The 25813-nt window shown below is 68.3% G+C and carries 22 protein-coding genes; 11 read left to right on the forward strand and 11 right to left on the reverse strand.

Annotated elements, in window-relative coordinates:
* Positions 1 to 23: 23 nt before the first annotated feature.
* Both NS283_RS02990 and NS283_RS18835 read right to left on the reverse strand, forming a co-directional pair.
* Positions 24 to 1901, reverse strand: a complete 1878-nt coding sequence (locus NS283_RS02990) for a DUF4012 domain-containing protein (protein ID WP_081317228.1) — start codon at positions 1899 to 1901, stop codon at positions 24 to 26.
* Complete coding sequence (locus tag NS283_RS18835; protein ID WP_193751218.1) at positions 1898 to 3199, reverse strand: hypothetical protein; 1302 nt, start codon at positions 3197 to 3199, stop codon at positions 1898 to 1900. Before NS283_RS18835 ends, NS283_RS02990 begins: the two co-directional genes overlap by 4 nt.
* Before the next feature lie 322 nt (positions 3200 to 3521).
* Between NS283_RS18835 and NS283_RS03000 the strand changes: the two genes are divergently transcribed.
* The 3 genes from NS283_RS03000 to NS283_RS03010 all read left to right on the forward strand — a co-directional run bounded on the left by NS283_RS03000 (position 3522) and on the right by NS283_RS03010 (position 6766).
* Entirely contained in the window at positions 3522 to 4949 is a 1428-nt protein-coding gene (locus NS283_RS03000) for a polysaccharide biosynthesis tyrosine autokinase (RefSeq protein ID WP_058595407.1), read from the forward strand.
* Entirely contained in the window at positions 4946 to 5548 is a 603-nt protein-coding gene (locus NS283_RS03005; protein ID WP_058595408.1) for an arsenate reductase/protein-tyrosine-phosphatase family protein, read from the forward strand. The genes NS283_RS03000 and NS283_RS03005 overlap by 4 nt, the downstream gene beginning before the upstream one ends.
* Before the next feature lie 132 nt (positions 5549 to 5680).
* On the forward strand, positions 5681 to 6766 hold the full coding sequence (locus NS283_RS03010) for an acyltransferase family protein (RefSeq protein ID WP_058595409.1): 1086 nt from the start codon (positions 5681 to 5683) through the stop codon (positions 6764 to 6766).
* 30 nt (positions 6767 to 6796) lie between these two features.
* On the opposite strand, the gene NS283_RS03015 is transcribed toward NS283_RS03010, so the two are convergent.
* A complete protein-coding gene (locus NS283_RS03015; RefSeq protein ID WP_081317229.1) occupies positions 6797 to 8020 on the reverse strand; it encodes an acyltransferase family protein in 1224 nt (407 codons plus the stop codon).
* A 116-nt stretch (positions 8021 to 8136) separates the two neighbouring features.
* On the opposite strand from NS283_RS03015, the gene NS283_RS03020 reads away from it, so the two are divergent.
* Both NS283_RS03020 and NS283_RS03025 read left to right on the forward strand, forming a co-directional pair.
* Positions 8137 to 8547, forward strand: a complete 411-nt coding sequence (locus tag NS283_RS03020) for a hypothetical protein (protein WP_058595411.1) — start codon at positions 8137 to 8139, stop codon at positions 8545 to 8547.
* Positions 8544 to 9443 (forward strand): hypothetical protein, encoded by a 900-nt coding sequence (locus NS283_RS03025; protein WP_058595412.1) that lies wholly within the window; start codon positions 8544 to 8546, stop codon positions 9441 to 9443. Before NS283_RS03020 ends, NS283_RS03025 begins: the two co-directional genes overlap by 4 nt.
* On the opposite strand, the gene NS283_RS03030 is transcribed toward NS283_RS03025, so the two are convergent.
* From NS283_RS03030 to NS283_RS03045, 4 genes are read right to left on the reverse strand one after another with little or no spacing between them, the layout of a single operon-like run.
* Complete coding sequence (locus NS283_RS03030; protein ID WP_058595413.1) at positions 9406 to 10848, reverse strand: phytoene desaturase family protein; 1443 nt, start codon at positions 10846 to 10848, stop codon at positions 9406 to 9408. The genes NS283_RS03025 and NS283_RS03030 overlap by 38 nt on opposite strands.
* A gap of 59 nt (positions 10849 to 10907) precedes the next feature.
* Positions 10908 to 12440, reverse strand: a complete 1533-nt coding sequence (locus NS283_RS03035) for a hypothetical protein (protein WP_058595414.1) — start codon at positions 12438 to 12440, stop codon at positions 10908 to 10910.
* A complete protein-coding gene (locus NS283_RS03040) occupies positions 12437 to 12913 on the reverse strand; it encodes a VanZ family protein (RefSeq protein ID WP_058595415.1) in 477 nt (158 codons plus the stop codon). The genes NS283_RS03035 and NS283_RS03040 overlap by 4 nt, the downstream gene beginning before the upstream one ends.
* Before the next feature lie 2 nt (positions 12914 to 12915).
* Positions 12916 to 13695, reverse strand: coding sequence for a glycosyltransferase family 2 protein (locus tag NS283_RS03045; protein WP_058595416.1), 780 nt, complete (start codon positions 13693 to 13695; stop codon positions 12916 to 12918).
* Between the two features lie 62 nt (positions 13696 to 13757).
* On the opposite strand from NS283_RS03045, the gene NS283_RS03050 reads away from it, so the two are divergent.
* The gene (locus NS283_RS03050; RefSeq protein WP_058595417.1) at positions 13758 to 14240 is read left to right on the forward strand and encodes a GtrA family protein; all 483 of its coding nucleotides are present in this window, start codon (positions 13758 to 13760) and stop codon (positions 14238 to 14240) included.
* Complete coding sequence (locus NS283_RS03055) at positions 14237 to 14518, forward strand: hypothetical protein (protein WP_058595418.1); 282 nt, start codon at positions 14237 to 14239, stop codon at positions 14516 to 14518. The genes NS283_RS03050 and NS283_RS03055 overlap by 4 nt, the downstream gene beginning before the upstream one ends.
* Before the next feature lie 151 nt (positions 14519 to 14669).
* On the opposite strand, the gene NS283_RS03060 is transcribed toward NS283_RS03055, so the two are convergent.
* The gene (locus NS283_RS03060) at positions 14670 to 16436 is read right to left on the reverse strand and encodes a DUF4012 domain-containing protein (protein WP_058595419.1); all 1767 of its coding nucleotides are present in this window, start codon (positions 16434 to 16436) and stop codon (positions 14670 to 14672) included.
* Between the two features lie 346 nt (positions 16437 to 16782).
* On the opposite strand from NS283_RS03060, the gene NS283_RS19165 reads away from it, so the two are divergent.
* Genes NS283_RS19165 through NS283_RS03080 form a run of 4 tightly spaced genes read left to right on the forward strand, consistent with a single transcriptional unit; the run spans position 16783 to position 21164 of the window.
* Complete coding sequence (locus NS283_RS19165) at positions 16783 to 17484, forward strand: acyltransferase (protein WP_058595420.1); 702 nt, start codon at positions 16783 to 16785, stop codon at positions 17482 to 17484.
* Entirely contained in the window at positions 17481 to 18575 is a 1095-nt protein-coding gene (locus tag NS283_RS03070; protein ID WP_058595421.1) for a glycosyltransferase family 4 protein, read from the forward strand. The genes NS283_RS19165 and NS283_RS03070 overlap by 4 nt, the downstream gene beginning before the upstream one ends.
* Positions 18572 to 19954: an O-antigen ligase family protein gene (locus NS283_RS03075; protein WP_058595422.1), complete on the forward strand. Its 1383-nt coding sequence runs from the start codon at positions 18572 to 18574 to the stop codon at positions 19952 to 19954. Before NS283_RS03070 ends, NS283_RS03075 begins: the two co-directional genes overlap by 4 nt.
* Positions 19935 to 21164 (forward strand): hypothetical protein, encoded by a 1230-nt coding sequence (locus tag NS283_RS03080; RefSeq protein ID WP_058595423.1) that lies wholly within the window; start codon positions 19935 to 19937, stop codon positions 21162 to 21164. Before NS283_RS03075 ends, NS283_RS03080 begins: the two co-directional genes overlap by 20 nt.
* A gap of 31 nt (positions 21165 to 21195) precedes the next feature.
* Here the strand turns inward: NS283_RS03080 and NS283_RS03085 are convergent, their stop codons facing one another.
* The 3 genes from NS283_RS03085 to fusA form a co-directional block, all read right to left on the reverse strand.
* Positions 21196 to 22035: a hypothetical protein gene (locus NS283_RS03085; RefSeq protein ID WP_058595424.1), complete on the reverse strand. Its 840-nt coding sequence runs from the start codon at positions 22033 to 22035 to the stop codon at positions 21196 to 21198.
* A gap of 241 nt (positions 22036 to 22276) precedes the next feature.
* Positions 22277 to 23470: an elongation factor Tu gene (gene tuf, locus NS283_RS03090; protein ID WP_058595425.1), complete on the reverse strand. Its 1194-nt coding sequence runs from the start codon at positions 23468 to 23470 to the stop codon at positions 22277 to 22279.
* Positions 23471 to 23629: 159 nt separating this feature from the next.
* A complete protein-coding gene (gene fusA / locus NS283_RS03095) occupies positions 23630 to 25744 on the reverse strand; it encodes an elongation factor G (protein WP_058595426.1) in 2115 nt (704 codons plus the stop codon).
* Positions 25745 to 25813: the final 69 nt, after the last annotated feature.

The raw sequence follows: 25813 nt of genomic DNA on the forward strand, positions 1-25813 counted from the left end.
GCCCTCCGTAACAACCGCCGGTTTCATTCCGGAAAACCCGCGAGGAAGGCATCGCATGAGGCGTCGATCGAGACGGAAGTGTCATTCGCCGTCGGGGTGTGACGCAGGTCGAGCGGTCCCAGCGGCCCCGACGGGAGCTGCACCGTGTAGGACACTGTGCGATTCTCGTCCTGGCCGAGCGTCACCATGCGGCTCTCCCCGATGTTGTTGTTCTCGACCCCGCTGCGGGAAAGCGAAGTAATGTCGCCGTCGCCGGGGTCCATCGCCGTGATCGTCGCCCCCGGAGGGGCGAAGAAGAGCGTGTTCAGCATCATCGTGGTCTTCGGGAGTCCGTAATCGCTGTTGCGGAAACCGAGAGTGTACGCATTCGTGATGTCGTCCGTGATGCCGTTGTGCATGTTCATCGACACATTCACCGTGCGATCGGCCGCATTGCACGTGGCCGACACCGCGGTGGTCAAGTGGTACTCCAGCTTGCCGATCGAGAAATCGTTCAGGTAGATCCCCACCTGCGTCGACGCCGCATTGTCCGACCGCAGACCACCGTCGAGCCCCACCTCGGTCACGAGGGCCTGAGCCTGCTCGTCGGTGAACCACAGATTGATGCGCTGCTCCTGAGCGCTGCGCGTGAGCTGGTCGAACATCGCGATCGGGTTCCATTGGCCACCGGCAAGGCGGGAGAACACGGTCGAGGACACCGTGGCGAAGAACTCGTCCGACGAGCGACCGTTGTCGCCGGCGTCGCCGAAGCGCTGGTACGCGTCGCTCAACAGCAGCTTGACGGCGTTCTCGGAGGTGATCTGCTCTCCCGACGGGAGATCCACCGGCCCGAGGACCTCGAGCATGTGCGCGAGCACCACCGGGTCGATAGACATGACCCCGTCAAACTGCGAGCCGTCGGTGCGGTTCCAGAGCGATTCGAACAGGCGCGCGGTCGTGGGGAAGTCCGGGGTGAAGGTGTAGTCCTGCGAGTAGCGCGTGAACGTGTCCGGGTAGAGGGCCAGGGTGCTCTCGGGCAGGTCGAGTACCGAGCGACCCGCCTGACCTGCGGCGTAGAACGCCATCGAATCGGACTGCTCCTTGAGCTCGATACGGCCGTTGTCCACGACCATGACGCTCGACGCGGCCGGGTTGCCGCCCGTCGCGCGGATCTCGGCGTTGTTCTGGAACACGACCAGGTAGGTCTTCGGGCCGTCCCCACCGGCGGCCGCGAGCAAGGAGGGGAGGTACTTCTGGACGAGGGTCAGCGAGGGAGCCGCCTGGTCGACGATCTGCGCGACCTGGTCGAGCGGCTCGGTGACGATGGGGAGCAGGTTTGTCCGGTCGATGCCGTCCGTGACGACCTTGGCATCCGTGAAGGCGCTCGTGATCTCGGGAAGAGCGCCCTCCGCTTGGCGGAAGGGCTCGAGGTTGATCCCCCCGCCCTCGACGGCGAGCGAGGAGAAGTCGGATGCCGAGAGGAGGGCAACCGTCGGGGGCAGAGCCCGACCGGTCAGCTCCCGCGTCATCGCGGTGAGCTCCTGCACCGCCTGGGTGTTGTCCTTGACGAGGGGGACCGAGGAGGCGAGATCCCACAGCGGCCCCGCCGAACCGGCATCCGCTCGTTCGGTCATCTGGAGCACTTCGCCCGAGACCTGATTGAGCCCGTCGATGTCGCGATTGGCCACGATCTGGGGGACGAAGGACAGTTTCGTCTGCGCGCCCAGCAGATCGGTACGCACGACACCCGCCTGCTGCATGAACGCCAGCGCCACGACGCCGACCGCGCAGGCGGCGAATCCGAGGACGCCCAACGTCCATCCGACGATCGCGCCGGCGACCCTCCCTCGACCGGACGTGCCCGGCTCCACGGATTCCCGACGTCGGCCGCGACGCGTGTCATCCTCGGGCGCTGCCGTCATGCGCTACCACCTTCGATCGGAGTGGTCGGGTCGGGGTTGGGAATGGACGGCTCCGTCGGTTCCGGGTCCGGGGTCGGCTCGGGCTGCGTGGGCTCCGGCGACGGCTCGGGGTCCGGCGAGGGAGCAGGCTGAGACGGCTCCGGCGAGGGGGTGCCCGGGTCGGAGGAGTCCGAGTCGGGGTCGCGGCCGTTGTCGGTACCGCCGTTCGGGTTGCTCGGACGGTTCGGCGTGGCCTCCCGTTCCGCCTCCTCGAGGGCGACGATGCGCGCGTTCTCGGCGCGCAGAGCGTCGACCGCCACGGCGTACGCCGGCATGTCGGAGAGGCCGTCGCCGCCCGCCTGCTGTGCGCTCACGATCCGTGCGGCAGCATCGGTGACCGCTGCACGGAAGGCGGATCCCGCCGAGTCGTTCGCGGCGACCAGCTTCGCCGCCTCGGACTGGATCGCCGCCCCCAGCGAGCCCAGCGCCGTGCGGTAATCGGACAGGGCCGTGACGACCGACGACCGTGCGTCGCGCGCCTCGGAGATCAGGGGCGGAAGCGTCTCGCGCGCCAGACGCACGTCGTCGATCGCCTGCCCGACATCGTCGAGCGACTTCTCATCGATCGAGTCCCGCTGATACGCGGGAACCGAGACGGAGACCGCGGCCTGAGCCTTCTGCGCCAGGACGGCTCGCGCGTTCTCCGCCGCTGCCAGGGCGGCGCCGTCGACTCGCCCCTGGAGGGCGGCCAGCACAGGGGCGCTGGTCTCGGCGAGCGAGGCGGCCTCCGATGTCGATCCCGCGTAGAGGTCGACGGCGGTCTGGAGGACCTTGGTCTCGTTGGCGAGTTCGGCTTCGCGCTCACGCAGGCTGACCATGGCGTCGTCGGCGGGATTGGCCGTCGCGCGTAGGAACACCGCGAACGACGCGGTCCCGACCAGTGCCACCACCGCGATCGCCGCGACCGCGACGCTGAGGTAGTTGACGGGGCCCGCTTTACGCCGCCCGCCGAAGAGGGGGCGCTTCCCGGCCTGTGCCAGGTCGGGCGCGCGCCAACCGGCGTCGTCGAGCTTCTCCGCGGACCGCGAGCCGACCATCGCCGACAGGTCCGCCGCCGACGACGACGCGACGGCGCGCTCGGCACCGCCGACGAGCGCGGTCAGGTCGGAGGACGAGGACGACGGGGTGCCGTCATCGGGTCGCGCGCCCACGAGTGCCGCCAGATCGGAGGACGCGGTCGCGGATCGCGGACGCGGCGGACCCGCGAGTCGAGAGAGGTCGCCGGCCGACGTCGCCGAGACAGCGGTCGATGCACCCACCAAGTCACGAAGGCCGGCCGAAGACGTGGGCGCGGACGATCCCACGGGACCGGCTCCCACGAGAGCCCGCAACGCCGCAGAACTCTTCGACGAACCCTGATTCTCGCTTTCCGTGCTTTCGCGTTCCTCGGTCGGCCCGAACAGCGTTCGCAGATCGTTCATGGCGTCTCCTCGGCGCCATTTCCGGCGCCGTTCTTCGGATGTCGTAGGCTAGTCGAGGGGGCGCCGTGATGGCGCGGAGTGCCTCGGGAAAGAATAGCCCGAGAATCTGCGCGATCTCGCCGGGCACCCGCTCACCTTCTTACTGGCGAATGGACGAGGCTTGGAACTGCGCGATTATCTCCGGATCCTTCACCGCAATTGGATCCTCATCCTTGCGATGACGATTCTCGGCGGAGCAGGAGCCTTCGGGTACTCGCTGCTCCAGACCCCGACCTATGAGGCGAGCAGTCAGCTCTATGTGTCCGTGCGTTCGGACAGCTCGGGGATCAGCGAATTGGCGCAGGGTACGAGCTTCGCGCGCCAGGCGGTGGTGAGCTTCGTCGACGTCGTCGACAGCGCCGTCGTCCTCGACCGGGTGATCGACGACCTCGATCTCGACACGACCGCACAGAAATTGGCCGGATCCATCTCGGCCTCGTCACCGCAGAATTCGGTCATCATCACAATTCGCGCCACCGCGGCGGATGCGGATATGGCCGCGGCCATCGCCAATTCGGTGGGCACCAATTTCGCCGACGTCGTGGTGAACCGCCTCGAGAAGCCCGAAGGAGAGGCCGCCAGCCTCGTTCGCGTGGAGACCATCGCCCCGGCGCTCGTGCCGACCTCGCCCTCGTCGCCCCACACCCCCCTGAACGTCGCTCTCGGATTGATCGTCGGCTTGGCGGCCGGCCTCGGTATCGCCGTCCTCCGCTCTGTCCTGGACACCCGCATCCACTCGCTGCACGACATCGAGGCGGCCACGGAAGCGCCGGTCCTCGGTGGTATCGCGCTGGATCCCGACGCGAAGAAGCGTCCTCTGATCGTTCACGCCGACCCGCGCAATCCCCGAGCCGAGTCGTTCCGAAGCCTGCGCACGAACCTGCAGTTCGTCGACGTCGACGGCGCCTCGCGCTCCTTCGTGGTCTCGAGCGCCGGCCCCGGCGAGGGAAAGTCCACGACGACGGCCAACCTCGCCATCGCCCTCGCCGAGACGGGTGCCCGCGTCGTGCTCGTCGACGGCGACCTCCGCCTCCCCCGCGTGGCCGACTACATGGGTGTCGAAGGCGGCGTGGGTCTGACCGACGTCCTCATCGGCCGCGCCGAACTCGTCGACGTCCTCCAGCAGTGGGGAACGGGCAAGCTCTTTGTCCTGCCGTCGGGGCGGACGCCCCCCAACCCGTCCGAGCTGCTCGGCAGCCAGGCGATGCAGAGGACGCTCGCGGCGCTGTCGGATGCCTTCGACTATGTGCTCGTCGATGCTCCCCCGCTCCTTCTGGTCACCGACGCGGCGGTCATCTCGCGCTTCACGAGTGGCGTGCTCATGGTCGCCGCCTCCGGGACGACGAAGAAGCCTCAGCTGACCGCCGCCGTCGAGAAGCTGCAGGCCATCGGCAGCCGCCTCTTCGGAGTGATCGTGACGATGCTGCCGTCCAAGGGCCCCGACAGCTACGGCTACGGCGCCTACTCGTACAGCGCACCTGAGGAGGCCACCTCCTCTCGCGGGGGCGGCGAGCGTCGTTCGCGGCGCGACCGGACGGACGAGAAGTGACGTTCTCCATCCTGTCTATCTGCACCGGCAACATCTGCCGATCGCCCATCGCGGAACTCCTGCTCGCGCAGTCCTTGGCGCCGTTCGGTGACGTTCGCGTCGCCAGCGCCGGCACCGGCGCCCTCGTCGGCAGCGGCGTGCCGGAGCAGGCACAGCGTCTGGCGGCCGTGGAGGGGATCGACGCCACCGCGCACCAGGCTCGTCAGATCGACACGGCGATGATCCGCGAGGCCGACCTGATCGTGACGATGGCTCGGGATCACCGGCGCCTCGTCGTCGAGTCGCTGCCGGCCGCCATGCGGCGCGCCTTCACCCTGCGAGAGCTTGCACGGATCGCGGATGCCATCGAGCCGCGCGTGCCGCAGGCGGTCGCCGACGCCGGGGCTTCCACGCCGGAAGAGGGCATGCGTGCCGCCGTCGGGCTGGCCGCCGCGCTCCGCGGTACGGTCGAGCCCCCGGCCAGCCCCGACGAGTTCGACATCGTCGACCCGTACCGACGCTCCGACGAGACCTATGCGCGGTCCTTCGAGGAGCTGCGGCCTGCGGCTTACCGGGTCGCCGAGTTCCTGACGAAAGCCGCTCGCGCAGCATCCGTGTGATTCGGTGATTCCGTCACGCCACCAGGAGGGCGTCACGGGCTCACTCAGCTGGAATCTTCCATAGGCGACAGATAGAGTCGCGGAGGGTGACGGCGGGGGCCGCACCCGGAACACCGACTTGGGGGCCACGGAATGACGACACCGGTGCGTGCACGGATCGACTGGGTAGATCGTGCGCGGGCGCTTTCCATCCTGATGGTCGTTCTGCTCCACGCGCGTATCGAGCTCGCGTTCCTCGGAGCCTCGTCGCCGACGGTCGAATTCATCGTGAACTTCGCCTCGACGATGCGCATGCCGCTTTTCTTCGCGGCATCCGGGCTCTTCGCCGTGTCCTGGGTGGAGCGCCGCTCCTGGCGAGAGGTGTTCTCCAAGAAGCTCATCCTCCTGCTGTGGGTGTTCCTCATCTGGCAGCCCGTCGTCTTCGCGTACAAGGTCGCGGAGATGCTCTTTCTGCCCGACCAACCGGACAACACTCTCGGGACGCAGTTCGCCAAAGTCGTCCTCTCGCCTCTGCGACCTAACGGAGAGTTGTGGTTCCTGTGGGCGCTGGCGCTGTTCTTCGTCCTCGCCAAACTGACTGCCCGCGCGCCGATCTGGGTGCGCGTCGGCCTTCCTGCGCTGTTCTCCGTGGTGTGGATGAGCGTCGCCTCGTCCGTGCCGGAGGGGACCCTCCGCATCATCGGTGACGGCTGGGAGGGCGCTCTTAAGTACTACGTCTTCTTCGCCGCGGCGGTCGCCTTCTCGCCGCGCATCCTGCGCTTCTACAACGAAGCGCGGCTCACGACGCTTCTCGTCCTCCTCACGGCGTGGGTGACCGTGGGAGGCCTCACCTCTCTGGGCATCATCACCATGCATTTCCCGGGTGGGCGCTTCGCGCTCTGCCTCCTCGGGGTGATCGGCGGGTTCGCGCTCGCACGCCTCCTCCGCGGGGTCCCGGGACTCTCGCGCATCGGGTCGAACACGCTCCCGATCTACGTCGCGCACATCCCGATCATCGTCGCCTGCACGGTGCCGCTCTGGCTGCTCGGTGCCGCGCCCGCGATCAGGGGCGCGGCGGGGCTGTCCGTCCTGCTCCTCGCCGCTGTCGCCGTCGCCGGCGCGTGGTGGTTGCACCGCGGTCTCATCCGGACCCGCGCCGGCTCCCTGATGTACGCTCCGCCCGCGCGCCTGGTCCGGTGGGCTTCCCGCACGCGGAACGAGGCTGCGCAGCCCTCCTGACGCCTGCTCGCTGGGTGCGGGCGCGTCGGGTCATCCCCGGCGGGCGGACCGCCGACGGGCGAGCCGCCGACGGAGGGGGACGGGGCGACCGGGCATCCGTGCTTCGTAGCGCTTCCGGAGTCGTCCGAGCGGCTTCTCGACACCGACGTACATCAGTTGCGCCGCCGCCACGGTGACCGCGAGGGAGAGCAGATCTGCCACAGGGGCGGCGGACACGATGCCACCGACGAGATGCAGGACGAGTCGATGCAGCAGGTAGACCGAGAAGGACAGCACTCCGACGTGCGCGATCCAGCGCTGGTTCAGGACGCGCCCGGTCGCACCGTCGGGGTGGACGATGACGAGCCAGAAGAGAGGGATGAGCGCGAGGTACATCGCGGAGTCGGCGATGGTGAGTCGGAACGGGTCCGGAGCGAATGCGGCAGCGACGAAGACCACACCGGCGATGGGCGCGATCCCGTACCGCATCGCGCGATCCGAGAGGCCGAACGGCGATCGGTCACCGAGAGCGGGGTTCCACAGCAGCGCCATCGCCGCTCCGGCGAGAAGACCGTCGAATCGTGTGTCGCTCGCGATGTACAAACGGTAGAAATCCTGCGTCGTCGCCTCGAGGAAGAGGCGCCATCCGACGGCGAGAACGCAGGCGAACACGAGGATGTAACCGATCCGGCGGTAATTCAACCGGCGCCGGAGCATCAGAATCAAGGCGGCCGGGAAGATCAGGTAGAAATGCTCCTCGACGGCGAGAGACCACAGCATGCTGGTCTCGGGCGGGAGCCCTGTGTGCACGTCTCCAGTCGAATTGTTCGCCCAGATCATGTAGTAGTTCGTGACGTTGAAGAGTTCGGCGAGGACACCCCACGGGTTCTGCGTCGACGGGAGCCATCCGAGGACCCCCACGACCACCGCGAGCGCGATGGTGATGTAGGCGGGGGGAAGGATTCTCACGGCACGTCGCAGATAGAACTTGCCCAGGGCGATCCGCCCCGTGCCGTCGTGCTCGCGTCGCAGGAGCGTCGTGATCAGGTACCCGCTGAGGAAGAAGAAGATCGTCACACCCACGTGCCCGGGCCACGGGCCGCCGAAAGTGAAGCCGTGGCCGACGAAGACGATCATCACGGCGATCGCGCGAATCCCGTCGAGAGAAGGAATGGTAAAAGCACCGTGGACGCTTTTGGCGGGGCCGGCAGGCATACTTCTCCTCATTGTCGGTCTCGGCTTCGACGCTATCGCGTTCCTCCGCGCAGCCCGCATCGCGCAGCTCTCCCCCGCGGCGAAGCTATGATCGGTCGAGGTTCATAGGGTGGGGGAAATCCGTGACGCTGCGTTCACGTTCTTTATGGAAAACGGCGGGCTTCGGCTTTCTTGCGATGGTCCTGGTCGTTCAGGGCGTCATTGATTGGCGTTCGTCGACGGAGGCGTTTCCGACGATCAGCATGCCCACGTTCGGGCAGGCGCCGGATCGAGAGGGCCACCGTCGGATCGACACGGTTCGCATCGACGTCGACTACGACGACGGCACCACCCTGACCGTCGAGCCGGAGGATCTGTTCGAGCAGTTCCACTATTCGAGCGCCCGCTTCGCGATGACGAACGTCATTAGATCAGGCGAAGACCTGACGGACGACACCCGGGAGTGGCTCGAAGCGCAGGCCCGTCGCGTGGGCGACGGTCGCACCGCGCAGAGCGTCACGTTCACCTGGCAGCCGGTCGACATGGACATCGTCGAGGTCTCGGCCCGTCCCGTCGGCGAACCCACCGTCCGCAAGGTCGACCTGTGAGGGATCGGGTCGCGACCGCCATCGAGTGGATCTGCCGGGGCTATCAGCCCAGTCCGCGAGCGTTCGCGGCGCTGCGAATCGTGTTCGCACTGAAGGTCCTGGTGTTCCCCGGCGACCTCCTGTGGATCGCGGAGGTTCCCGCGCAGTTCTACTCTCCGCCACCCGGACCGTTCTTGCTGTTGAGCGGGCAGCCCAGCCCCGGCGCGCTCATCGCGCTCACCGTCGTCCGGGCTCTGGCGGCGATCTGGCTTCTCCTCGGCTGGAAGACGCTATGGGCGTCGGCCACCATGACGGTGGTGCTGCTTCTCGCCGCCGGACTCAGCTATTCCTTCGGCAAGGTCGACCATTTCATCCTGTTCGACCTCGCCCCGCTCGCGTGCGGTCTGGCCGGTTGGGGCGCGGCGTGGTCTCTCGACGCGCGGCGCCGAGCTCAGACGACGTCGGGCTATCCGCTCTTCCTCTTCGCCGCCGTGGTCGGTTTCGCCATGTTCACGGCTGCCGTTCCGAAGGCGGCGGCGGGCTGGCTGGACCCGGCGCGGGAGGCGACGCGCTACTTCGTGGCCCGCGACGAAGTAGCCGGGCCGATCCCGGGCCCGTTGGGTGCCTTCGCCCTGTCCATCGACAGCAGCCTCTTCTGGAAGGCGCTGGACTGGGTCACCGTCTTCGCCGAAGGCTGGCTCGTCTTCGTCGTCTTCCTCCCGGGGCTGTTCCGTCTCGGGCTCCTGCTCATCATCACCTTCCATGTGGGCGTCTTCCTGATGATGGGCATCGACTTCTTCGACAACCTCTACGCCTACGCGGCGTTCCTCTGCCTCCCGTTCAGCCGATGGTTCCCCGAGCTGAACCTTCTGCGCACGCTCACGCGTCGATCCCGAGAGCCGGAGGCGGTGACCTGAACGTGTCGTGCAACGCGGCCCGCGCCGCGTAGTAGCCCGACAACCCGTGCACGCCCGTCGCCGGCGGGGTCGATGACGAGGCGAGGTACATCCCCCGGGCGGGAGTGCGCCAGGGAACGGTGGAGAGCACCGGTCGCTTCACCATCTGCAGCATCGAGAGCGCGCCGGAGGAGATGTCGCCCCCGACGAAGTTCGGACTCCACGACGGAAGGTCGCGCGCGGTGATCGCGTGCGAAGCGAGGACGAGGTCACGGAAACCCGGGGCTTCCTCCTCGATCGTCGCGGTCACCTGCTCGGTGGGATCGAAGGTGGATCCCTTCGGGACGTGGACGTAGGCCCACAGCACATGCTTCCCCGCCGGTGCGCGACTGTCGTCGAGGACCGTCGGCTGCGCAACCAGGACGTAGGGTCGGGCGGGGATCCTTCCTGCCGCAACGTCCGCCTCCGCGAGGCGGATGCTGGTCGCGGTTCCCCCCAGGTGCACCGTTCCCGTGCGGCGCGTCGCCTCGTTCAGCCACGGAACGGGTCCGTCGAGCGCGAAGTCGACTTTGGCGATGCCGTCGCCGTATCGGAACCGCTGAAGGGTGCGGACATAGGACCGCGGCAGCTCGGCCTCCGCGATCCGGGCGAGCGCCTGCGCCGAGACGTCGAAGAGACGGATCGGTGCTCGGACGTCACGGGAGTCCGCGACGTCGACGCCGGTCTCAATGCGGCCTCCGTGGGCGAGGAAGTCGTCGCGCATCGCGTCGATGATGGATTGCGTGCCCCCGCGCGGAATCGGCCATCCACGGGCGTGCGCATGCGTGGCGAGGACCAGACCCGCCCCCGCCGAGGCGAGGGACGGCATCCGACCGATCGAGTGGGCCATGACGCCGGAGAGCATGGCGGGAGCAACATCGCCGGCGAAGCGGACGTCGCCGACCGGAGACCCTTGCTCGAGCACCCGGAGGCCGAAGCGGACCGCCGTGATCGGATCGTGCGGCACACGGAGCAACTGCGACGCCGTGAAGTCGCTGAGCCCGTTGACGTGCGCGACCAGAGGGCCGAAGAGCCGACGCCAGGCGGGGCCATCCGCCCCGAGATCCTCCGCGGTGCGCAGCAGGTCACGGTAGGCGACACCCGCTCGTCCGCTCCCGAGCGGGTGCGTGTACGAGATCTCGGGCACCGCGAACCGGATGCGCTCCGAGAGCTGGAACGCGCGGAAGAACGACGACGCCAGCCCCATAGGGTGGACGGCGGCGCCGAGATCGTGACGGAATCCCGGGAGCGTGAGCTCCAGGGTGCGCGCTCCACCGCCCAGAGTGTCGTTGCGCTCGAGGAGCACGACATCGAGCCCCGCGCGCGCGAGGGTGACCGCCGCCGCGAGCCCGTTCGGACCGCTGCCCACCACTGCCGCATCGGCCATGCTGTCTCCCGTCGTTCGTGAACCGCTCAGTCCGTACCGCGTGGGCGCGCGTCGCCGCGTCATCCCGCGTTCCGGCGCCAGAATCGGAAGCCCACGATCTCACCCTCGAGCTGGTACGACGACGCGACGAACGGAGCGAGGCCCTCGAAGTGCGCCCTGTCCGGAGGGCATTCGATCGAGATGCCGCACGACCCGGGCGACTCGACGATGAGCGCGGGAGGGAACGCCGTCACGTCGGCGAGGTACTGAGCGGGAAGTCCGCCGTAGCCCTGTTCGACGGGGAGCGAATAGGTGATCGAGGTGGGCGAGAGCCGTCCGGATGCCGCGAGGATCCACGTCTCGGCTCCGTGCACCAGCACCCGGTCGTTCGGGTTCGTCTCGGCGACGACCCGGTCGACGAGTTGGGCCTGGTACGACCCCGCCACGAACACCCCCGATCCCGTCGCGATGCGCGCCCACTGCAGTGCGCTGGACGATGAGGCGGCGAGGACAAGAACGACCGCTCCCCCGGCGACGATCGCCCGCGGCAGACCTCGAAGCCGTTCGGACAGCGTGGTCGCACGCACGCCGAGAGGGCCGAGACGCGACGCGAGCACGACTCCCGCAACGGCGAACCCGGCCATCGCGACGACGAGATAGTGCGGATAGGGCCGACCGGACACCATCTGGGACAGCGCGTCCAGTCCGCCGACGGCGAAGAACATCGCCGCGACGAAGGACGGTGTGCCGTCGGCATCCGCTTTCCGCCCCCGGGCGAGCCAGGCCCCGGCGAGAAGGAGAACGGCCACCACCACAGCACCGGAGGCGAGCAGCTGCGCGAGGGTGCCGAACGCCGAGAGACGGTCCGAGGCCGTCGTCCCGCTCGAATAGAAGAGGTTGTACCGCACGTACTGATCGATGCCGGCCCGGAGCGCGTTGCCCGTCCAGAGCCAGAGGGCGAGGACTGCCGCCACCGCGACGACCGCGGCGACCACTGCGGCGGCGAAGAGCAGACGGCGACGCAGGAGGACCACGCCGAGCACCACGACGAGGACGAGTCCGACGACGTTGTTCATACGGGTGAACAGTCCCGTGGCGAGCGCGATGCCGAGCAGCAGTCCCACGGCCGCGGTCCCACGGGCGGTCGCCTCGCGTCCGGACCGGAGCCCGACGTACGCCGCGGCGGAGTAGGCCACGAGCTGGACGGGGAAGAGCCAGGTCTCGGTGAAGTTGCCTCCCTCGAAGACCCCGAGATACGTGACTCCGACGACGAGGACCGCCGGCACGGCCAAATACCCGATCAGCCGGGACCAGAGGATACCGGCGACGGCGAGGCCGATGAACAGCACGACACCCTCGAGGATCGGAGCACCCGCGATCCCCCCGCCGAGACGCCACGCGACGGCCTCGATCGCCGCCAGCAGAGGGCCTTTGTGATCCCACGAGTCGACGTACGGCATACCGCCCCGCGAGACCACCATGCCCGTATAGAGGAAGACCCCCGAATCGCGAGTCAGATGACCGCTGAAGACCATCGGAAGGGAGGCGAGAGCGCTGACGAGGAAAGCGGATGCCGTGGCAGCGAGGCCGGGCCGGGACAGGAATCGGTTCATGCGTGCGGCTCTCTCACGCCGATGACGTTCTTCTCCCGCCATGTGCGGATGACGCGCCGATCTCGGACGTGGACGGCGACGACGACCAGTGCGGCGACGGCGATGCCGGCCCAGCCGCCGATCGAGTTCGCGATGACGTCGTTGACGGTGGCGAAGCGGGCCGGCAGGACGAAGTACTGAACCATCTCGAGAGTTCCCGAGATCGCCGGGATGAGCGGCAGGGCCACCCAGAGGAACCGTGTCGGGAAGACGAGCGCGAGGAAGAACCCGAGAGGGACGAACATCGCCACGTTCGCGGAGAACTCGAACCAGCGGTATCCGAACCAGTCCGGCACGCCGTTGCGGTGGAGGACCGAGAGGACCCGTTCGATCGCGGATTCATATCCCTGATCGATCGGGGTGGGCGACAGCGTCGCGAGGAGGACGACCACCACGCACATCCCCAGTCCGACGGCCGCGACGAGCAGGCGCATGGTCAGCCGCGCACGGTCGCGACGGAGCGCGGCGAGCGTCGCGCACCGGCGATGTCGATGCGCCAGAGCTCCGCGAGCGCGCGGCCCGCGAAACGGACGAGACGGCGAGGAGGCAGGAGCACGCGGGATTGTCCCGTCCCCCACATCGTGCCCTGGACCACCGTCCCACGGCGGGGGATGCTCTCGACGGCGACGTAGCGGACACGGAGTCTCTTGCGTGCCTCGGCGATAGAGAAGTGCACGTGGGGGACGAGAGCGTCGGAGGGCACGCCGCCGACCAGGCGCGCGAGCGTGTCCGGGTGGTACGCGCGCAGCGGGGTGTTCACGTCGGGGACGGAACGACCGCAGAGGAGGAGGACGGCGAAGCGGACGAGCGCGCTGAGGCACCGACGGAACCAGGGATCCGTGCGCCCGCGGCGCACCCCGTGGACGACGTCGGAGTCAGACCGGTCCAGGGCGACGGCGACGCGGACGATGTCGTCGCCGTAGAACTGCCCGTCGCCGTCGACGTGCACGATGACGCCGGCTCCGCTGCGCAGACCCTCGGCGTAGGCGGACAGGGCCGTCGGACCGTGCCCGCGGTTGACGGGGGAACGCACGACGTCGGCGAGATCGGCGGCCGCCTCGGTGGTGCGGTCGGTGGAGGCGTCGTCGATGACGATGAGCGACACGGTCCGCCCGGCCGCCGCGAAGGAGGTACGGATCTCCGCCAAGAACGTCGGCAGCGCCTCGGCCTCGTTGAAGGCCGGTATCACGACTGCGACATGGTCTTGCGCCTGCACCCTGGCATCCCCACTTCTCCCCGAGCTCATTTCACCCGGCATCTCCCCCGAACCTGTAGCGTATGACACTCGTGGGGCGCACCAGGAATCTCCGTCGCGCGGGCGCTCTGTCCGTGCGCTTCCTCATCGTGGGAGCGGTCAGCACGGGGATCGAGATCGCGGCCTTCAATCTGCTGATGCTCGCGGGGGTCGGCCCGGTCGCCGCCAAGGTGATCGCCTCGCTCATCGCCCTCGTCAACGCCTATTTCGGCAACAGGGAGTGGGCCTTCCGTTCCCGCTCGCGGACCGGAGCCGGTCGACAGATGGTGCGTTTCCTCTTCGTGAACGCCGTCTGCACGGGTGCCGGCGCCGCGGGCGTCTGGGGCGGAGATCGTGCGCTGGAGGCGATCTACGGGGAGGCGGGACCCGTGGGCTTGAACGTCGTCAATCTCGTGTCGATCGCCTTCGTCACGGTGCTGCGCTTCGCGCTCTACCACTTCTTCGTGTTCCCACCGGCCCGCCCGATTCCGGCCGCGGAACAGCCCTCGGGTAGGCTCGGCCCGTGAAGACCGCCCCCCGAGTCCTCGGAACCCTGTCGCTGCTCGCCGCCCTGGCATCCCTCGGCATCCAGCTGATCGTGGTGGCGCGCCTGTGGGCTGTCTTCGTCGAGACCCTCCCCCTGACCAGCACGCTGGCCCTCGGCGCCGCCGGGGCTTTCCTCGGGCTCGCTCTCGCCGTGGTGGCGGTCATCGTGCGCCGCGGCTTCGGCATCCTGGCACCCATCGCGGGCCTCATGAACGTCGGGCTGCTCGCGGGCTACGCGTACGTCTTCGCCGTCCTCTGACCCCCGCGCCGACCGGGGGCGGTGAGACCCGTGCGGGCGACACCGGTGCGCCGCCCGTCCCGTGTGTGCTCTGCGGACCCGCGGAGACGACAGCGTCGGTGGGCGCGGCCGCGCCGGTGTGCGGGCGGTGGTCCCACCCGCACGTGCCGACTCAGTTGCCGCAGGGGACCTCGACGACCGTCGACGTCACGGGGTTCACCATCGGGGTGTGCACGAGGGCGACGTCATCGCTGTCGCCCGGGTGGCCCTCGAACTTGACGGCGAGAGTGTGCACGGTCTGGGGCGGGTTCACCACCCACATACGACCGACCGGTCGTCCGAGGTGCTCTCCCGTGGTGATGGCCACGTCGACGCCGTCGATCACGGCATTCACGAAGGTCGCACCCGTCGGGCCGTAGAACTGCAGGTCCGTGCCGATCGTGCCCTTGGGGTAGTGCGCGCCCGCGTTGACGTAGCGGACAAGTCCGTTCGATGTCTCCTCGTCGAGGCCGTTCTCGAAGGTCACGATGGTCGTGTAGGTCGGAACCGCCGAGCAGCGGTCGACGAGCACCTCCGTGCTCATGTTCGTGTAGTAACTGAGCTTCGCCTCGGTGAGGTCGTTCACGAACACACCGACCGTGGTCTTCTGCGCGTCATCCGACGCCGGAAGGGGGCCGGAGAGACGGGACCCGTCGAAGGCCGCCTCCGTCGCCTCGTCGAAGGAATGGAAGTAGACCCGGTTCTCATCGACCGCCTGGACGATCGCCGCCGCGAAGGGAACGGGGGCGAAGTCCCCCGAGGAGATCGCGTCGAAGATCTCCACCGCTGCGGACGCGAAGAACAGATCCTGGTTCTTGTTGTCGGGGTAGCGGGCGTAGACGTCGCTCAGGAGGATCTTCACCGCATCCGAGGACGTCAGCTTGTCACCGGTCGCCAAGGTGATGGGGCCGGTCGCCTTCAGGATGTACGAGAGCGCGACGGGATCGATGGAGATCACCCCGTCCACCGGCGTGCCGAATCGCTCGGTCCAATACGCCTGCGCGAGATTCGCCGACAGGGTGAAATCGGGCGTCGAGGTCATGTCCTGCGACCATCGACCGATCTTGTCGTCGTACAGCGTGACGACCTGCGGGTCGAGCGGGAGGATCGGGGTGGCGCGCTCATTCGCGAAGTCGGAACTGGATGCCTGCTGGACGATGTCCATCTTCCCGTTCTCGAGCCGCAGCTCGACGACCGAGGCCGGGATACCCCCCGTTCCGCGGGCTTCGGCATTGTTCTGCACGAGCAGGAGGTAATTCTTCGGCCCGTTCCGCCCCATCATCGACGGCACCTGGGGCAGCAGCGCGTTCGCTCGCGACAGCGCAGGCTGCAACGCCCCCACCGCGCCCGTCAGTTGCGACAGCGGACCGCGGAGCGCTCCCGGGGTGTCGCGCAGATCGACACCGGACAGGGCGTCGGCGGCGCGCTCGCCCGAGGCGGCCGCCTCCGACACCGGTCCGGCGAGCTGCGAGATGGCCGCGATGTCGAAGGCCCCGCCGTTCGGACGCAGCAGCGCGGGATCCACGTCGATCAGGGCCGGCAGCACGCCGTGAGCGAGTTCGTCCACCGCCACCGTCGATTCGCGGACGGCGTGCAGAGACGGGCCGATGAACGGCGCCTGCTCGGCGATCCACCAGAGGGGGGTGTCGGCCGCCCCGCGCGCGGCGGCGGCGTGCCCCTGCAGCTCGGTCATCGACGCCGCGAGGTCGGAGCGATCGTCCGAATCGAACTGGTCCTGCATCTTGGACACGACGGGCACGGCCGCGCGCAGTTCCTTCTGCGCGACGAAACCACCGATCGCCACCGCCGCGGCGAGCGCCACGAGCACGGCGCTCAGAGCACCGAGGGAGATCCAGGCGATCGAGCGAGGTCGAAGGCGACGGGTGGGCTTACGTGACATTTTCATCCGATCACGCCGCGAGTCGGTCATCCGGCGTCGGGCGCGACGGGCACCTGCCGCGCGATCGGTATGCTACCTGAGTCGGTTCAAAGCATTCCGGGAACGAGCCATTCCAGCCGGGAGGAACGGGGGACGCGACGCGATGAGGATCGCTTTCCTGCCCCCGCCCCGGACGGGCGTTCTCGGGAACATCCCAGATTTCCCCGGCGATTCCGGGGATACTTCACAGGGGGGCTCGACAGGGAGCGTCGCGCGGCGTTCCGTGTTCGGTCCGAATGAACGACCGGTTCCGGTGCGACGTTTCAGCCTCCGTCCTCGCCCGCATTGCAAAAGGACTCGCTGAACAATGGGAATTCTGCACAAGATCGTCGGCGAACAGCGCGAGCGACTGCGCGAGGTCGGCAGCGATCGGTGGCAGATTGTGAGCGCGCAGCTCGCCGCGAAGGTCGGTCCCATGGCCCTGCGCGGCGCAGCTCTTCGCCCGCGCCTCGGCTCGGCACGAGGTCTCCCTCTCATCGGGCGTGGCGTGCGCGTGCGCAACGCGCACCTCGTTCACGCCGGCACGGACCTCATCGTCGAGGACTTCGCCGAGATCCAGGGCCTGAGCCGGGACGGCATCCGCTTCGGTGACCGCGTCTCGATCGGCACCGGAACGCTCATCCGCCCGAGCAGCTACTACTCGCGCGCGATCGGGGTCGGACTCGTCATGGGGGACGGCAGCAGCCTTTCGCCCGGCTGCTACATCGGGTGTTCCGGCGGGGTCACGATCGGCGAGAAGACCATGCTCGGTCCCGGGGTCCGCGTGTTCGCGGAGGACCACGTCATGAGCGACCCTTCGCGAGATGTGAAGTCCCAGGGCGTGGAGTGGGCGCCGATCACGATCGGCTCCGGGTGCTGGATCGCGAGCGGGGTCACGATCACCTCCGGCGTGACCATCGGCGACGGTGCAGTGGTCGCTGCCGGAGCGGTGGTGACTCGCGACGTGCCGGCGGGAGCCGTCTACGGCGGCATCCCGGCCCGCGAGCTCAAGAAGAGGGTCACCTCGTGAGTCGTCGCCGCGCGATCGTCGTGCACCCCTCCGACGAGATGTACGGCGCCGACCGGGTGCTCCTCGAAGTCCTACGCACGGTCCCCGACGATCTCGACCTCGAGGTGTGGCTGCCGACCGACCTCGACTACCCGGAACGCGAACTCTCGCGCCGGCTCGCCGAGCAGGGCATCCGGGTTCGGCATCTCCCCCTCCCGATCATGCGTCGCGCCTACCTGCGTCCGTCACGTCTTCTCGGACTCGCCCGCCGCGCCATGGCGACCGGCATGCGACTGATCGCCGCGCGTCCGGCCCTGGTCTACGTCAACACCGCCGCCGCCGCGCTGACCGCCCCGCCCGCTCGACTGGCCGGCGCCCGTGTGGTCCTCCACCTTCACGAGCACATCGGGTCGAGCTCACGCACCGTGATCCCGTTCCTGCGATACGCCCATCACATCATCGCGGTCAGCTCCGCGGTGGCCAGGGCGCTCCCCTCGCACCTGCGCGGGCGCACGACGGTCGTCCACAACGGCTTCGACAACGCCCCGCCAGCCGATCTCCCGTCGTTCGCGAACGGCATCCGCGTCGTGATCGCGAGCCGCTGGAACGCGTGGAAGGGTCATCGCGTCTTCCTGGACGCGTGGAACCGCATGGCGCGGACGGACCTTCATCTCGAGATCCTCGGCGACGCCCCGCCCATCGGTGAGGCGGTGGACGTGCGGGCTCTCGTCGAGGCATCGCCGCGACGGTCGCAGATCGACGTGATCGGTCGCACAACGGACGTCCGCGCCCACCTCGACGCCGCACATGTCGTCGTGGTTCCCAGCGTGCTACCCGACCCGTTGCCGACGATCGCGATCGAAGCGCTCGGTGCGGGTCGCGCCCTGCTCGTCAGCGATGCCGGCGGACTCCGCGAGATCGTGGGCGAGAGCCCGCTGCTCGTCACTCCCGGCGACGCGGACGCCTGGGCGAAGGCCCTCGATGCGCTGGACGAGGGCGCGATCCGTGCGGCCGCCGCCGCCGCACGAGAGAGATTCGATCGGCTTTTCGCGAGAGACACCTTCGACCGCCGCATCCGCGCCGAGCTCTGGGACCTGGTGCCCCGATCGTGAGCCTCTTCACCGCCTCCACGGCCTACGCGCGACCGAGTCTCACCGCCCGGACGCGCCTGATCACGCTCGGGCTGATCGCCGCGGTCGTGGTGAGTTCGTTCCTCGGACGTTACGACGCCGAGATCGTCGGCTTCCGGGTGCGGGTGGAACAGGTCGTGCCCCTGCTCCTGGCCGGCTGGATGCTCGTGCACCCCGTCCTGCGGGGAGCGTTCTTCCGTGCGCTGCGGCATCCCGTCCCGCTCGTGTATGCGGCCTTCGTCTTATGGAATGTCGTCACGACTCTGCTCTTCTCGCCGAGCCTGACCTGGAGTGCGTCGATCCTCATCTGGCTCGTCATCGACCTGCTCATGCTGGTGTCGATGATGGCGCTGGCCGAAGGCGCGGATCTCGCCGCGCGGCTCGGTCGTCTGTCCGTGGCGCCGTGGGCCCTGGTCGGCTTCGCGGCTTACGCCGTGGCGAACCTCACGCGCGGGCAGGTCGCGCTCGGCACCGACTTCGACTACCTCTACGAGGTGTACGTCGCGCGGGTGACCGCGATCGAGGCGAACATCTACGCGTCGGTCCTCATCTTCTGGACCCTTCTCACGATCACCCGCAGGGGTATCGGCCGGTGGGAGATCGCCGCCGTCGCGGTGGCGGTGCCGCTGGGGCTCGTCGCCTCTCAGACGCGGACCGCCGTGTTCAGCCTCGTTCTGGGGCTGGGCATCTTCGCCGTCTTCACGCTTTTCTCGCTGCGTTCCTCGTGGCGAGAGCGCATCACGCGCATCCTCCCCGCGGGAATCCTCATCGCGACGCTCGTGGTCACGTACGGAATCATCGCCGCAATGGGAGGCACCGCGCCCGCCGACCGCACCCTTCCCGCGACGGCGAGCCCGTCGGCATCCGTCTCCACATCCCCGACAGGGACCGCGCCGTCACCCGCGCCCACGCGGGAGCCCGACCCGACGAACCCCGAGCAGCAGAACAAGATCGGCGACGTCGACTTCGTGGGCGGCACGATCGGGTTCCGGCTCGAGGTCGCGGGGCTCGCCGCCCAGGAGATGAAGGGCATCAACCTCTGGCTCGGCAACGGAACGAACACGTTCGGCCTTCGCCACGAGCAGCCCGGCACGCCGGGGATCAGCGGGCACATCATCATGCTGCCCGTCCAGGTGCTCTACGACGGCGGGATCGTCGGCCTCGGGTTGCTGGTCCTCTTCTTCGTAACGGTGTTCGTCTGCGTGCCCCGGAAGCGGAAGCCCGTCGCAGCCGGCCTCCTCGCGTCGTACCTGCTCTCGGCGACCTTGACGAGCATGTTCTGGTTCGCCGTCACCTGGATCCTGATCGCGGTGCTGCTGCGGCCCCTCACCGAGGACGAACGTGACCTCGACCGCGTCTGACGCACCGCGCCCGCACCGTGCCCGGAGTGTCGCGCTGCTGACGGCCGTCTCGGCGGTGTCAGCGATCTCGCCCCTCATCGCGCTGCCGCTCATCACCCGCGCGGCCGGGCCCGACGGCTTCGCCGAGATCGCGATCGGCCAGGCGCTCGGCACCCTGGCGGCCACGATCATCACGTTCGGATGGGCCGTCCGAGGCCCCGTCGAAGCCGCGCGCTCGTCGCACCCCGCCCGGGTCTTTCGCGCCAGTATCGTCGTCCGAGGCGCCAACAGTCTGCTCGTCCTGCCGCTCGTCGCCGTCGTCGCCGCCTTCGCGAGTCACGCCGACGACCACGCGTTGGCGATCGTGTCCGCGCTCGCCTTCTCGCTGCAGGGACTGTCGCTCAGCTGGTACGCGGTGGGCGTCGGCCGACCGTTGCTCTCCCTGATCTTCGACGCCGTGCCGCGCATCGTCCTCAACCTCGCCGGGGCGCTCGCCGCGCTCCTCACGGCCACACCGCTGCTGTACCCCGCGATCCTGCTCGTCGGCACTCTCGCGGCCTTCCTCGCCGCGACCTGGTTCATCGGCCTCCGGGAACGGTTCTCCGTGCGAGCGGCCCTCGCCGACGCGCGCGGCGCCTACCGGGGCGGCTGGCGTACCGCACTGGCCGCGGGACTCCTCACTTTCTCCGAGACGGCTCCCCTCTCCACGCTCGGCGTGGCGAGCTCTCCGGCCGCCATCGGATTCGCCCCGTTCGACCGCGTGCTCAAGTACGGCTACATCGGCGTCTACATGATCACCGGCTCTTTTCAGGGCTGGGTGTCGTCGGCCTCCGGTGACGCGAGCCTCCGACGCATGCGCCGGGCCGTCGGCATCCACGTCGTCCTCGCCGTCGCCCTCGGCGCGGGGTTCGCCCTGGTCGTGCCTTGGGCGACGCCCGTGGTGCTGGGACCCGGCTTCGAGATCTCGACGCTCACGGCCCTCTTCGGTGGAATCGCGCTGGCTGCGATGACGCTGGCCACCGCCCTGGGGATGTGCGTGGTCCTCCCCGCGGGCCGCGACGGCGCCTACCTGACCGCCGTCTGCGTCGGAGCGCTGCTCATCGTTCCGGCGGTGCTCGTGGGCTCTTCGCTCGCCGGCGTCGCCGGGGCGGCGGGCGGGGTCGCCGCGGTTCAGCTGCTCGTGATGACGGTCTTCGCCGTCACGGCGCTGCCGGTTCTGCGCAAGCGCTGACCAGGCACGTGGGGGTGTCGCGAACCCTCGCTCAGGCGAGGACGAACCCCGCGATCGAGAGCATCACCCACACGCTCGTGAAGACCAGGCCCATCAGGAGCGGTCCCCAGAAGCGGCGCGACAGAGCGACGAACACGGATGCCGCGATCCCCAGCCCGACGGGGAGGGCGAACGGCATACCCGAGACGTTTCCCGCGAAGACGATCGGGATGACGGCGAAAGCGACGGCCGAGACCGCGCCCGAGACGACACGGGCGATGGTCGGCGAGAAGCGCGTCGACGCGTAGGCGAGAGCCGCCGGATAGACGAAACCGATGGCGAAGAACGTGAGCATCATCACGACGAGGAACGGCGCCGCGACCCCCAGGATCAACCACCGCAGCGACAGCGCCTCGAAGGCGGGCCACCCACGCGAGACCGCGCCGATCCCGGCGATGAAGGGCATGATCGCCCCGAGGACGAGCCCCCACAGCACGTCGAGGCCGCGCACCCGGAAGAATCCGGCGGGACGCGTGCGCGTCATCAGGCCCAGCCCGGTGCCGCCGACGACGATGGATGCCAACACGCTGCCCGCGCTGCGACCGGCAGCGCCGTCGAAAGCCACCGTCACGATCAGCCCGACGACCACCGCCACGACCAGCGCGGCTGCTGCCGCGACGAGCGGCTTCCACGTGCCGAAGAAGCCCCCGGACGACCGCTCCACCGCCCGCGACCCGGGCCGCGTTTCGGTCTCGGCGCGCGAAGAGCGCGTCTGCTCAGTGGGGGCATCACCGTCATCGACACCGATGATTCGGTCTGTCGTGGGGGTGTCGACGGCCGCTCGGGCCTCGCGACGGGAGCGCCGACTCGGCTCGAAGGGGGTGTCACTCACCCGTTCAGCTTACGGGTTTCACCCGATCGGCCCCACTTCCCGGGCATCAGCTCCCACGCACCGCCGTCTGGCTCAGGAGCCGAAGCCGTGCGACGTGCTCCTCTCGCGGCGCCCCGGGGTCCCGGCATCCGGCGCTGCACCCGGTAGCGGCGTGAAGGACCGGCATCCGGGAACGACATCCGGGAACGACGAAGGGCCGGGCCCGAAGGCCCGGCCCTTGCCGAGTGAAGTCTGGAAAGACTTACTTGAGGATCTTGGTGACGGTACCGGCACCGACGGTGCGGCCACCCTCACGGATCGCGTAGCCGAGGCCCTCTTCCATGGCGATCGGCTGGATGAGCTCGACCGACATCTCGGTGGTGTCACCGGGCATGACCATCTCGGTGCCCTCGGGCAGCGTGATGACGCCGGTCACGTCCGTGGTACGGAAGTAGAACTGCGGGCGGTAGTTCGTGAAGAACGGGTTGTGGCGGCCGCCCTCTTCCTTGGACAGGATGTACGCCGTGCCCTCGAAGTTGGTGTGCGGGGTGACCGAACCGGGCTTCACGACGACCTGGCCGCGCTCGACGTCGTCACGCTTGGTGCCGCGGAGGAGCAGACCACAGTTCTCGCCGGCCCAGGCCTCGTCGAGCTGCTTGTGGAACATCTCGATACCCGTGACCGTGGTCTTCTGCGTCGGGCGGATGCCGACGATCTCGACCTCGGAGTTGATCGCGAGGGTACCGCGCTCGGCGCGGCCCGTGACGACCGTTCCACGACCGGTGATGGTGAAGACGTCCTCGATGGGCATGAGGAACGGCTTGTCCTTGTCACGCACCGGGTCGGGGATCGACTCGTCGACGGCTTCCATGAGCTCGACGATCGAGTTGACCCACTGCTCGTCGCCCTCGAGAGCCTTGAGGCCCGAGACGCGGACGACGGGGGCGTTGTCGCCGTCGAAGTCCTGCGACGACAGCAGCTCGCGAACCTCGAGCTCGACGAGCTCCAGGATCTCCTCGTCGTCGACCATGTCGCTCTTGTTCAGCGCGACGAGCAGGTAGGGAACGCCGACCTGCTTGGCGAGCAGAACGTGCTCACGGGTCTGAGCCATCGGGCCGTCGGTGGCGGCGACCACGAGGATCGCGCCGTCCATCTGAGCGGCACCGGTGATCATGTTCTTGATGTAGTCGGCGTGGCCGGGCGCGTCGACGTGAGCGTAGTGACGCTTCGGGGTCTCGTACTCGACGTGCGAGATGTTGATGGTGATACCGCGCTGACGCTCTTCCGGCGCCGAGTCGATCGACGCGAAGTCACGCTGGACGTTGGTGGCCGACGGGAACTTGTCGGCGAGCACCTTCGAGATGGCAGCGGTGAGCGTGGTCTTGCCGTGGTCGACGTGACCGATCGTTCCGATGTTCACGTGCGGCTTGGTCCGCTCGAACTTGGCCTTAGCCACTGGGTCCTCCTCAGGACGTAGTTGCGAAGTCTCGGGCGCTGGATTGCGACCGATTCTCCACGGGGATGGTTCTCAGGTTACTAGAGAGTCGGTATTGAGTTTGAGTGGATGCCGGGAACCCGAGCAGGAACCCGAGTTCCCGGCATCCGGAGAGCGGTGTTACTCGCCCTTGTTCTTCTGGATGATCTCGTCAGCCACGGCCTTCGGGACGTCGGCGTAGCTGTCGAACTCCATCGAGTAGACGGCGCGACCCGAGGTCTTCGAGCGCAGGTCGCCGATGTAGCCGAACATCTCGGACAGCGGCACGTTGGCCCGGACGACCTTGACGCCGGCGGCGTCTTCCATCGACTGGATCTGGCCACGACGCGAGTTCAGGTCGCCGATGACGTCGCCCATGTACTCCTCGGGAGTACGCACCTCGACGGCCATGATCGGCTCGAGGATGGTGGGGTTCGCCTTGCGGACGGCCTCCTTGAAGCCCATCGAGCCGGCGATCTTGAACGCCATTTCCGACGAGTCGACGTCGTGCGAGGCACCGTCGAGGAGGATCGCCTTGACACCCACCATGGGGTAGCCGGCGAGCACGCCGACGTTCATGGCGTCCTGGAAGCCCTGGTCGGTCGGCGAGATGTACTCGCGCGGGATACGACCACCGGTGACCTTGTTCTCGAACTCGTAGGTCTTGTCGGCCGTGACCTCGAGGGGCTCGATCGCGAACTGGATCTTCGCGAACTGACCCGAACCACCGGTCTGCTTCTTGTGGGTGTAGTCGTGACGCTCGACCGACTTGCGGATGGTCTCGCGGTACGCCACCTGGGGCTTGCCGACGTTGGCCTCGACCTTGAACTCACGCTTCATGCGGTCGACCAGGATGTCGAGGTGGAGCTCGCCCATGCCCTTGATGACGGTCTGGCCGGTCTCGGCGTTCTGCTCGACGCGGAACGTCGGGTCTTCCTCAGCGAGCTTCTGGATGGCGACACCCAGCTTCTCCTGGTCGGCCTTCGTCTTGGGCTCGATCGCGACCTCGATGACCGGCTCCGGGAACGTCATCGACTCGAGGACGACCTGGTTGGCCGGGTCGCACAGGGTGTCACCGGTGGTGGTGTCCTTGAGGCCGATGACGGCGTAGATGTGGCCCGCGGTGACCGACTCGACCGGCATCTCCTTGTTGGCGTGCATCTGGAAGATCTTCCCGATGCGCTCCTTCTTGCCCTTGGTCGCGTTGACGACCTGGGCGCCGGAGTCGAGGTGACCCGAGTAGACGCGGATGTAGGTGAGGCGACCGAAGAACGGGTGCGTCACGATCTTGAACGCGAGGGCCGCGAAGGGCTCGTCGCGGTCGGCGTGGCGCTCGATGACGACCTCTTCGTCCTTGGGGTCGTGCGCCTCGATGGCGGGCACGTCCAGGGGCGAGGGCAGGTAGTCGACGACCGCGTCGAGCATGGGCTGCACACCGCGGTTCTTGAACGCCGAGCCGCACAGCACGGGGTAGACCTCGCTGGCGATCGTCATCTTGCGGATGGCGCCCTTGATCTCCTCGTGGGTGAGCTCTTCGCCACCGAAGTACTTCTCGAGCAGCGCGTCGTCGGACTCGGCGACGGTCTCGAGGAGCTTCTCGCGGTACTCCTGCGCCTTCTCGACGAGGTCGGCCGGGATCTCCTGGATCTCGTACTTGGCGCCCATGGTGACATCACCCTTGGCGTCGCCGGGCCAGACCAGGGCACGCATGTAGACCAGGTCGACGACGCCGACGAAGTCGTTCTCGGCACCGATCGGGAGCTGGATGACGAGGGGCTTGGCCTTCAGACGGTTGACGATGGTGTCGACCGTGAAGTAGAAGTCGGCGCCCAGCTTGTCCATCTTGTTGACGAAGCAGATGCGGGGGACGTCGTACTTGTCGGCCTGACGCCACACGGTCTCGGACTGGGGCTCGACGCCCTCCTTGCCGTCGAAGACGGCGACGGCACCGTCGAGGACGCGGAGCGAGCGCTCCACCTCGACCGTGAAGTCGACGTGACCGGGGGTGTCGATGATGTTGATCTGGTTCTTTTCCCAGAAGCAGGTCACAGCAGCGGAGGTGATCGTGATGCCACGCTCCTGCTCCTGCTCCATCCAGTCGGTGGTCGCCGCACCATCGTGCGTCTCACCGATCTTGTGGTTGACGCCCGTGTAGAACAGGATGCGCTCGGTCGTCGTGGTCTTGCCGGCATCGATGTGCGCCATGATGCCGATGTTGCGGACCTTGTGCAGGTCGGTGAGCACGTCTTGTGCCACGGGTGTCTTCCTTACCTGTTGGGAGGTTGGTGCCGGGCCCATCGGAGGGTCCGCGACCGGGTTCGGTCA

The sequence above is a fragment of the Microbacterium testaceum genome, from assembly GCF_001476285.1.
GTDB lineage: Bacteria > Actinomycetota > Actinomycetes > Actinomycetales > Microbacteriaceae > Microbacterium > Microbacterium testaceum_B.

Bases quoted from the DNA above. Each gene is read 5' to 3' on its own strand.
- NS283_RS02990 (WP_081317228.1), bottom strand. From the start codon at position 1,901: ATGACGGCAGCGCCCGAGGATGACACGCGTCGCGGCCGACGTCGGGAA.
- NS283_RS03010 (WP_058595409.1), top strand. From the start codon at position 5,681: ATGACGACACCGGTGCGTGCACGGATCGACTGGGTAGATCGTGCGCGG.
- NS283_RS03015 (WP_081317229.1), bottom strand. From the start codon at position 8,020: ATGCGGGCTGCGCGGAGGAACGCGATAGCGTCGAAGCCGAGACCGACA.
- NS283_RS03020 (WP_058595411.1), top strand. From the start codon at position 8,137: ATGGTCCTGGTCGTTCAGGGCGTCATTGATTGGCGTTCGTCGACGGAG.
- NS283_RS03030 (WP_058595413.1), bottom strand. From the start codon at position 10,848: ATGGCCGATGCGGCAGTGGTGGGCAGCGGTCCGAACGGGCTCGCGGCG.
- NS283_RS03035 (WP_058595414.1), bottom strand. From the start codon at position 12,440: ATGAACCGATTCCTGTCCCGGCCCGGCCTCGCTGCCACGGCATCCGCT.
- NS283_RS03040 (WP_058595415.1), bottom strand. From the start codon at position 12,913: ATGCGCCTGCTCGTCGCGGCCGTCGGACTGGGGATGTGCGTGGTGGTC.
- NS283_RS03050 (WP_058595417.1), top strand. From the start codon at position 13,758: ATGACACTCGTGGGGCGCACCAGGAATCTCCGTCGCGCGGGCGCTCTG.
- NS283_RS03060 (WP_058595419.1), bottom strand. From the start codon at position 16,436: ATGTCACGTAAGCCCACCCGTCGCCTTCGACCTCGCTCGATCGCCTGG.
- NS283_RS19165 (WP_058595420.1), top strand. From the start codon at position 16,783: ATGGGAATTCTGCACAAGATCGTCGGCGAACAGCGCGAGCGACTGCGC.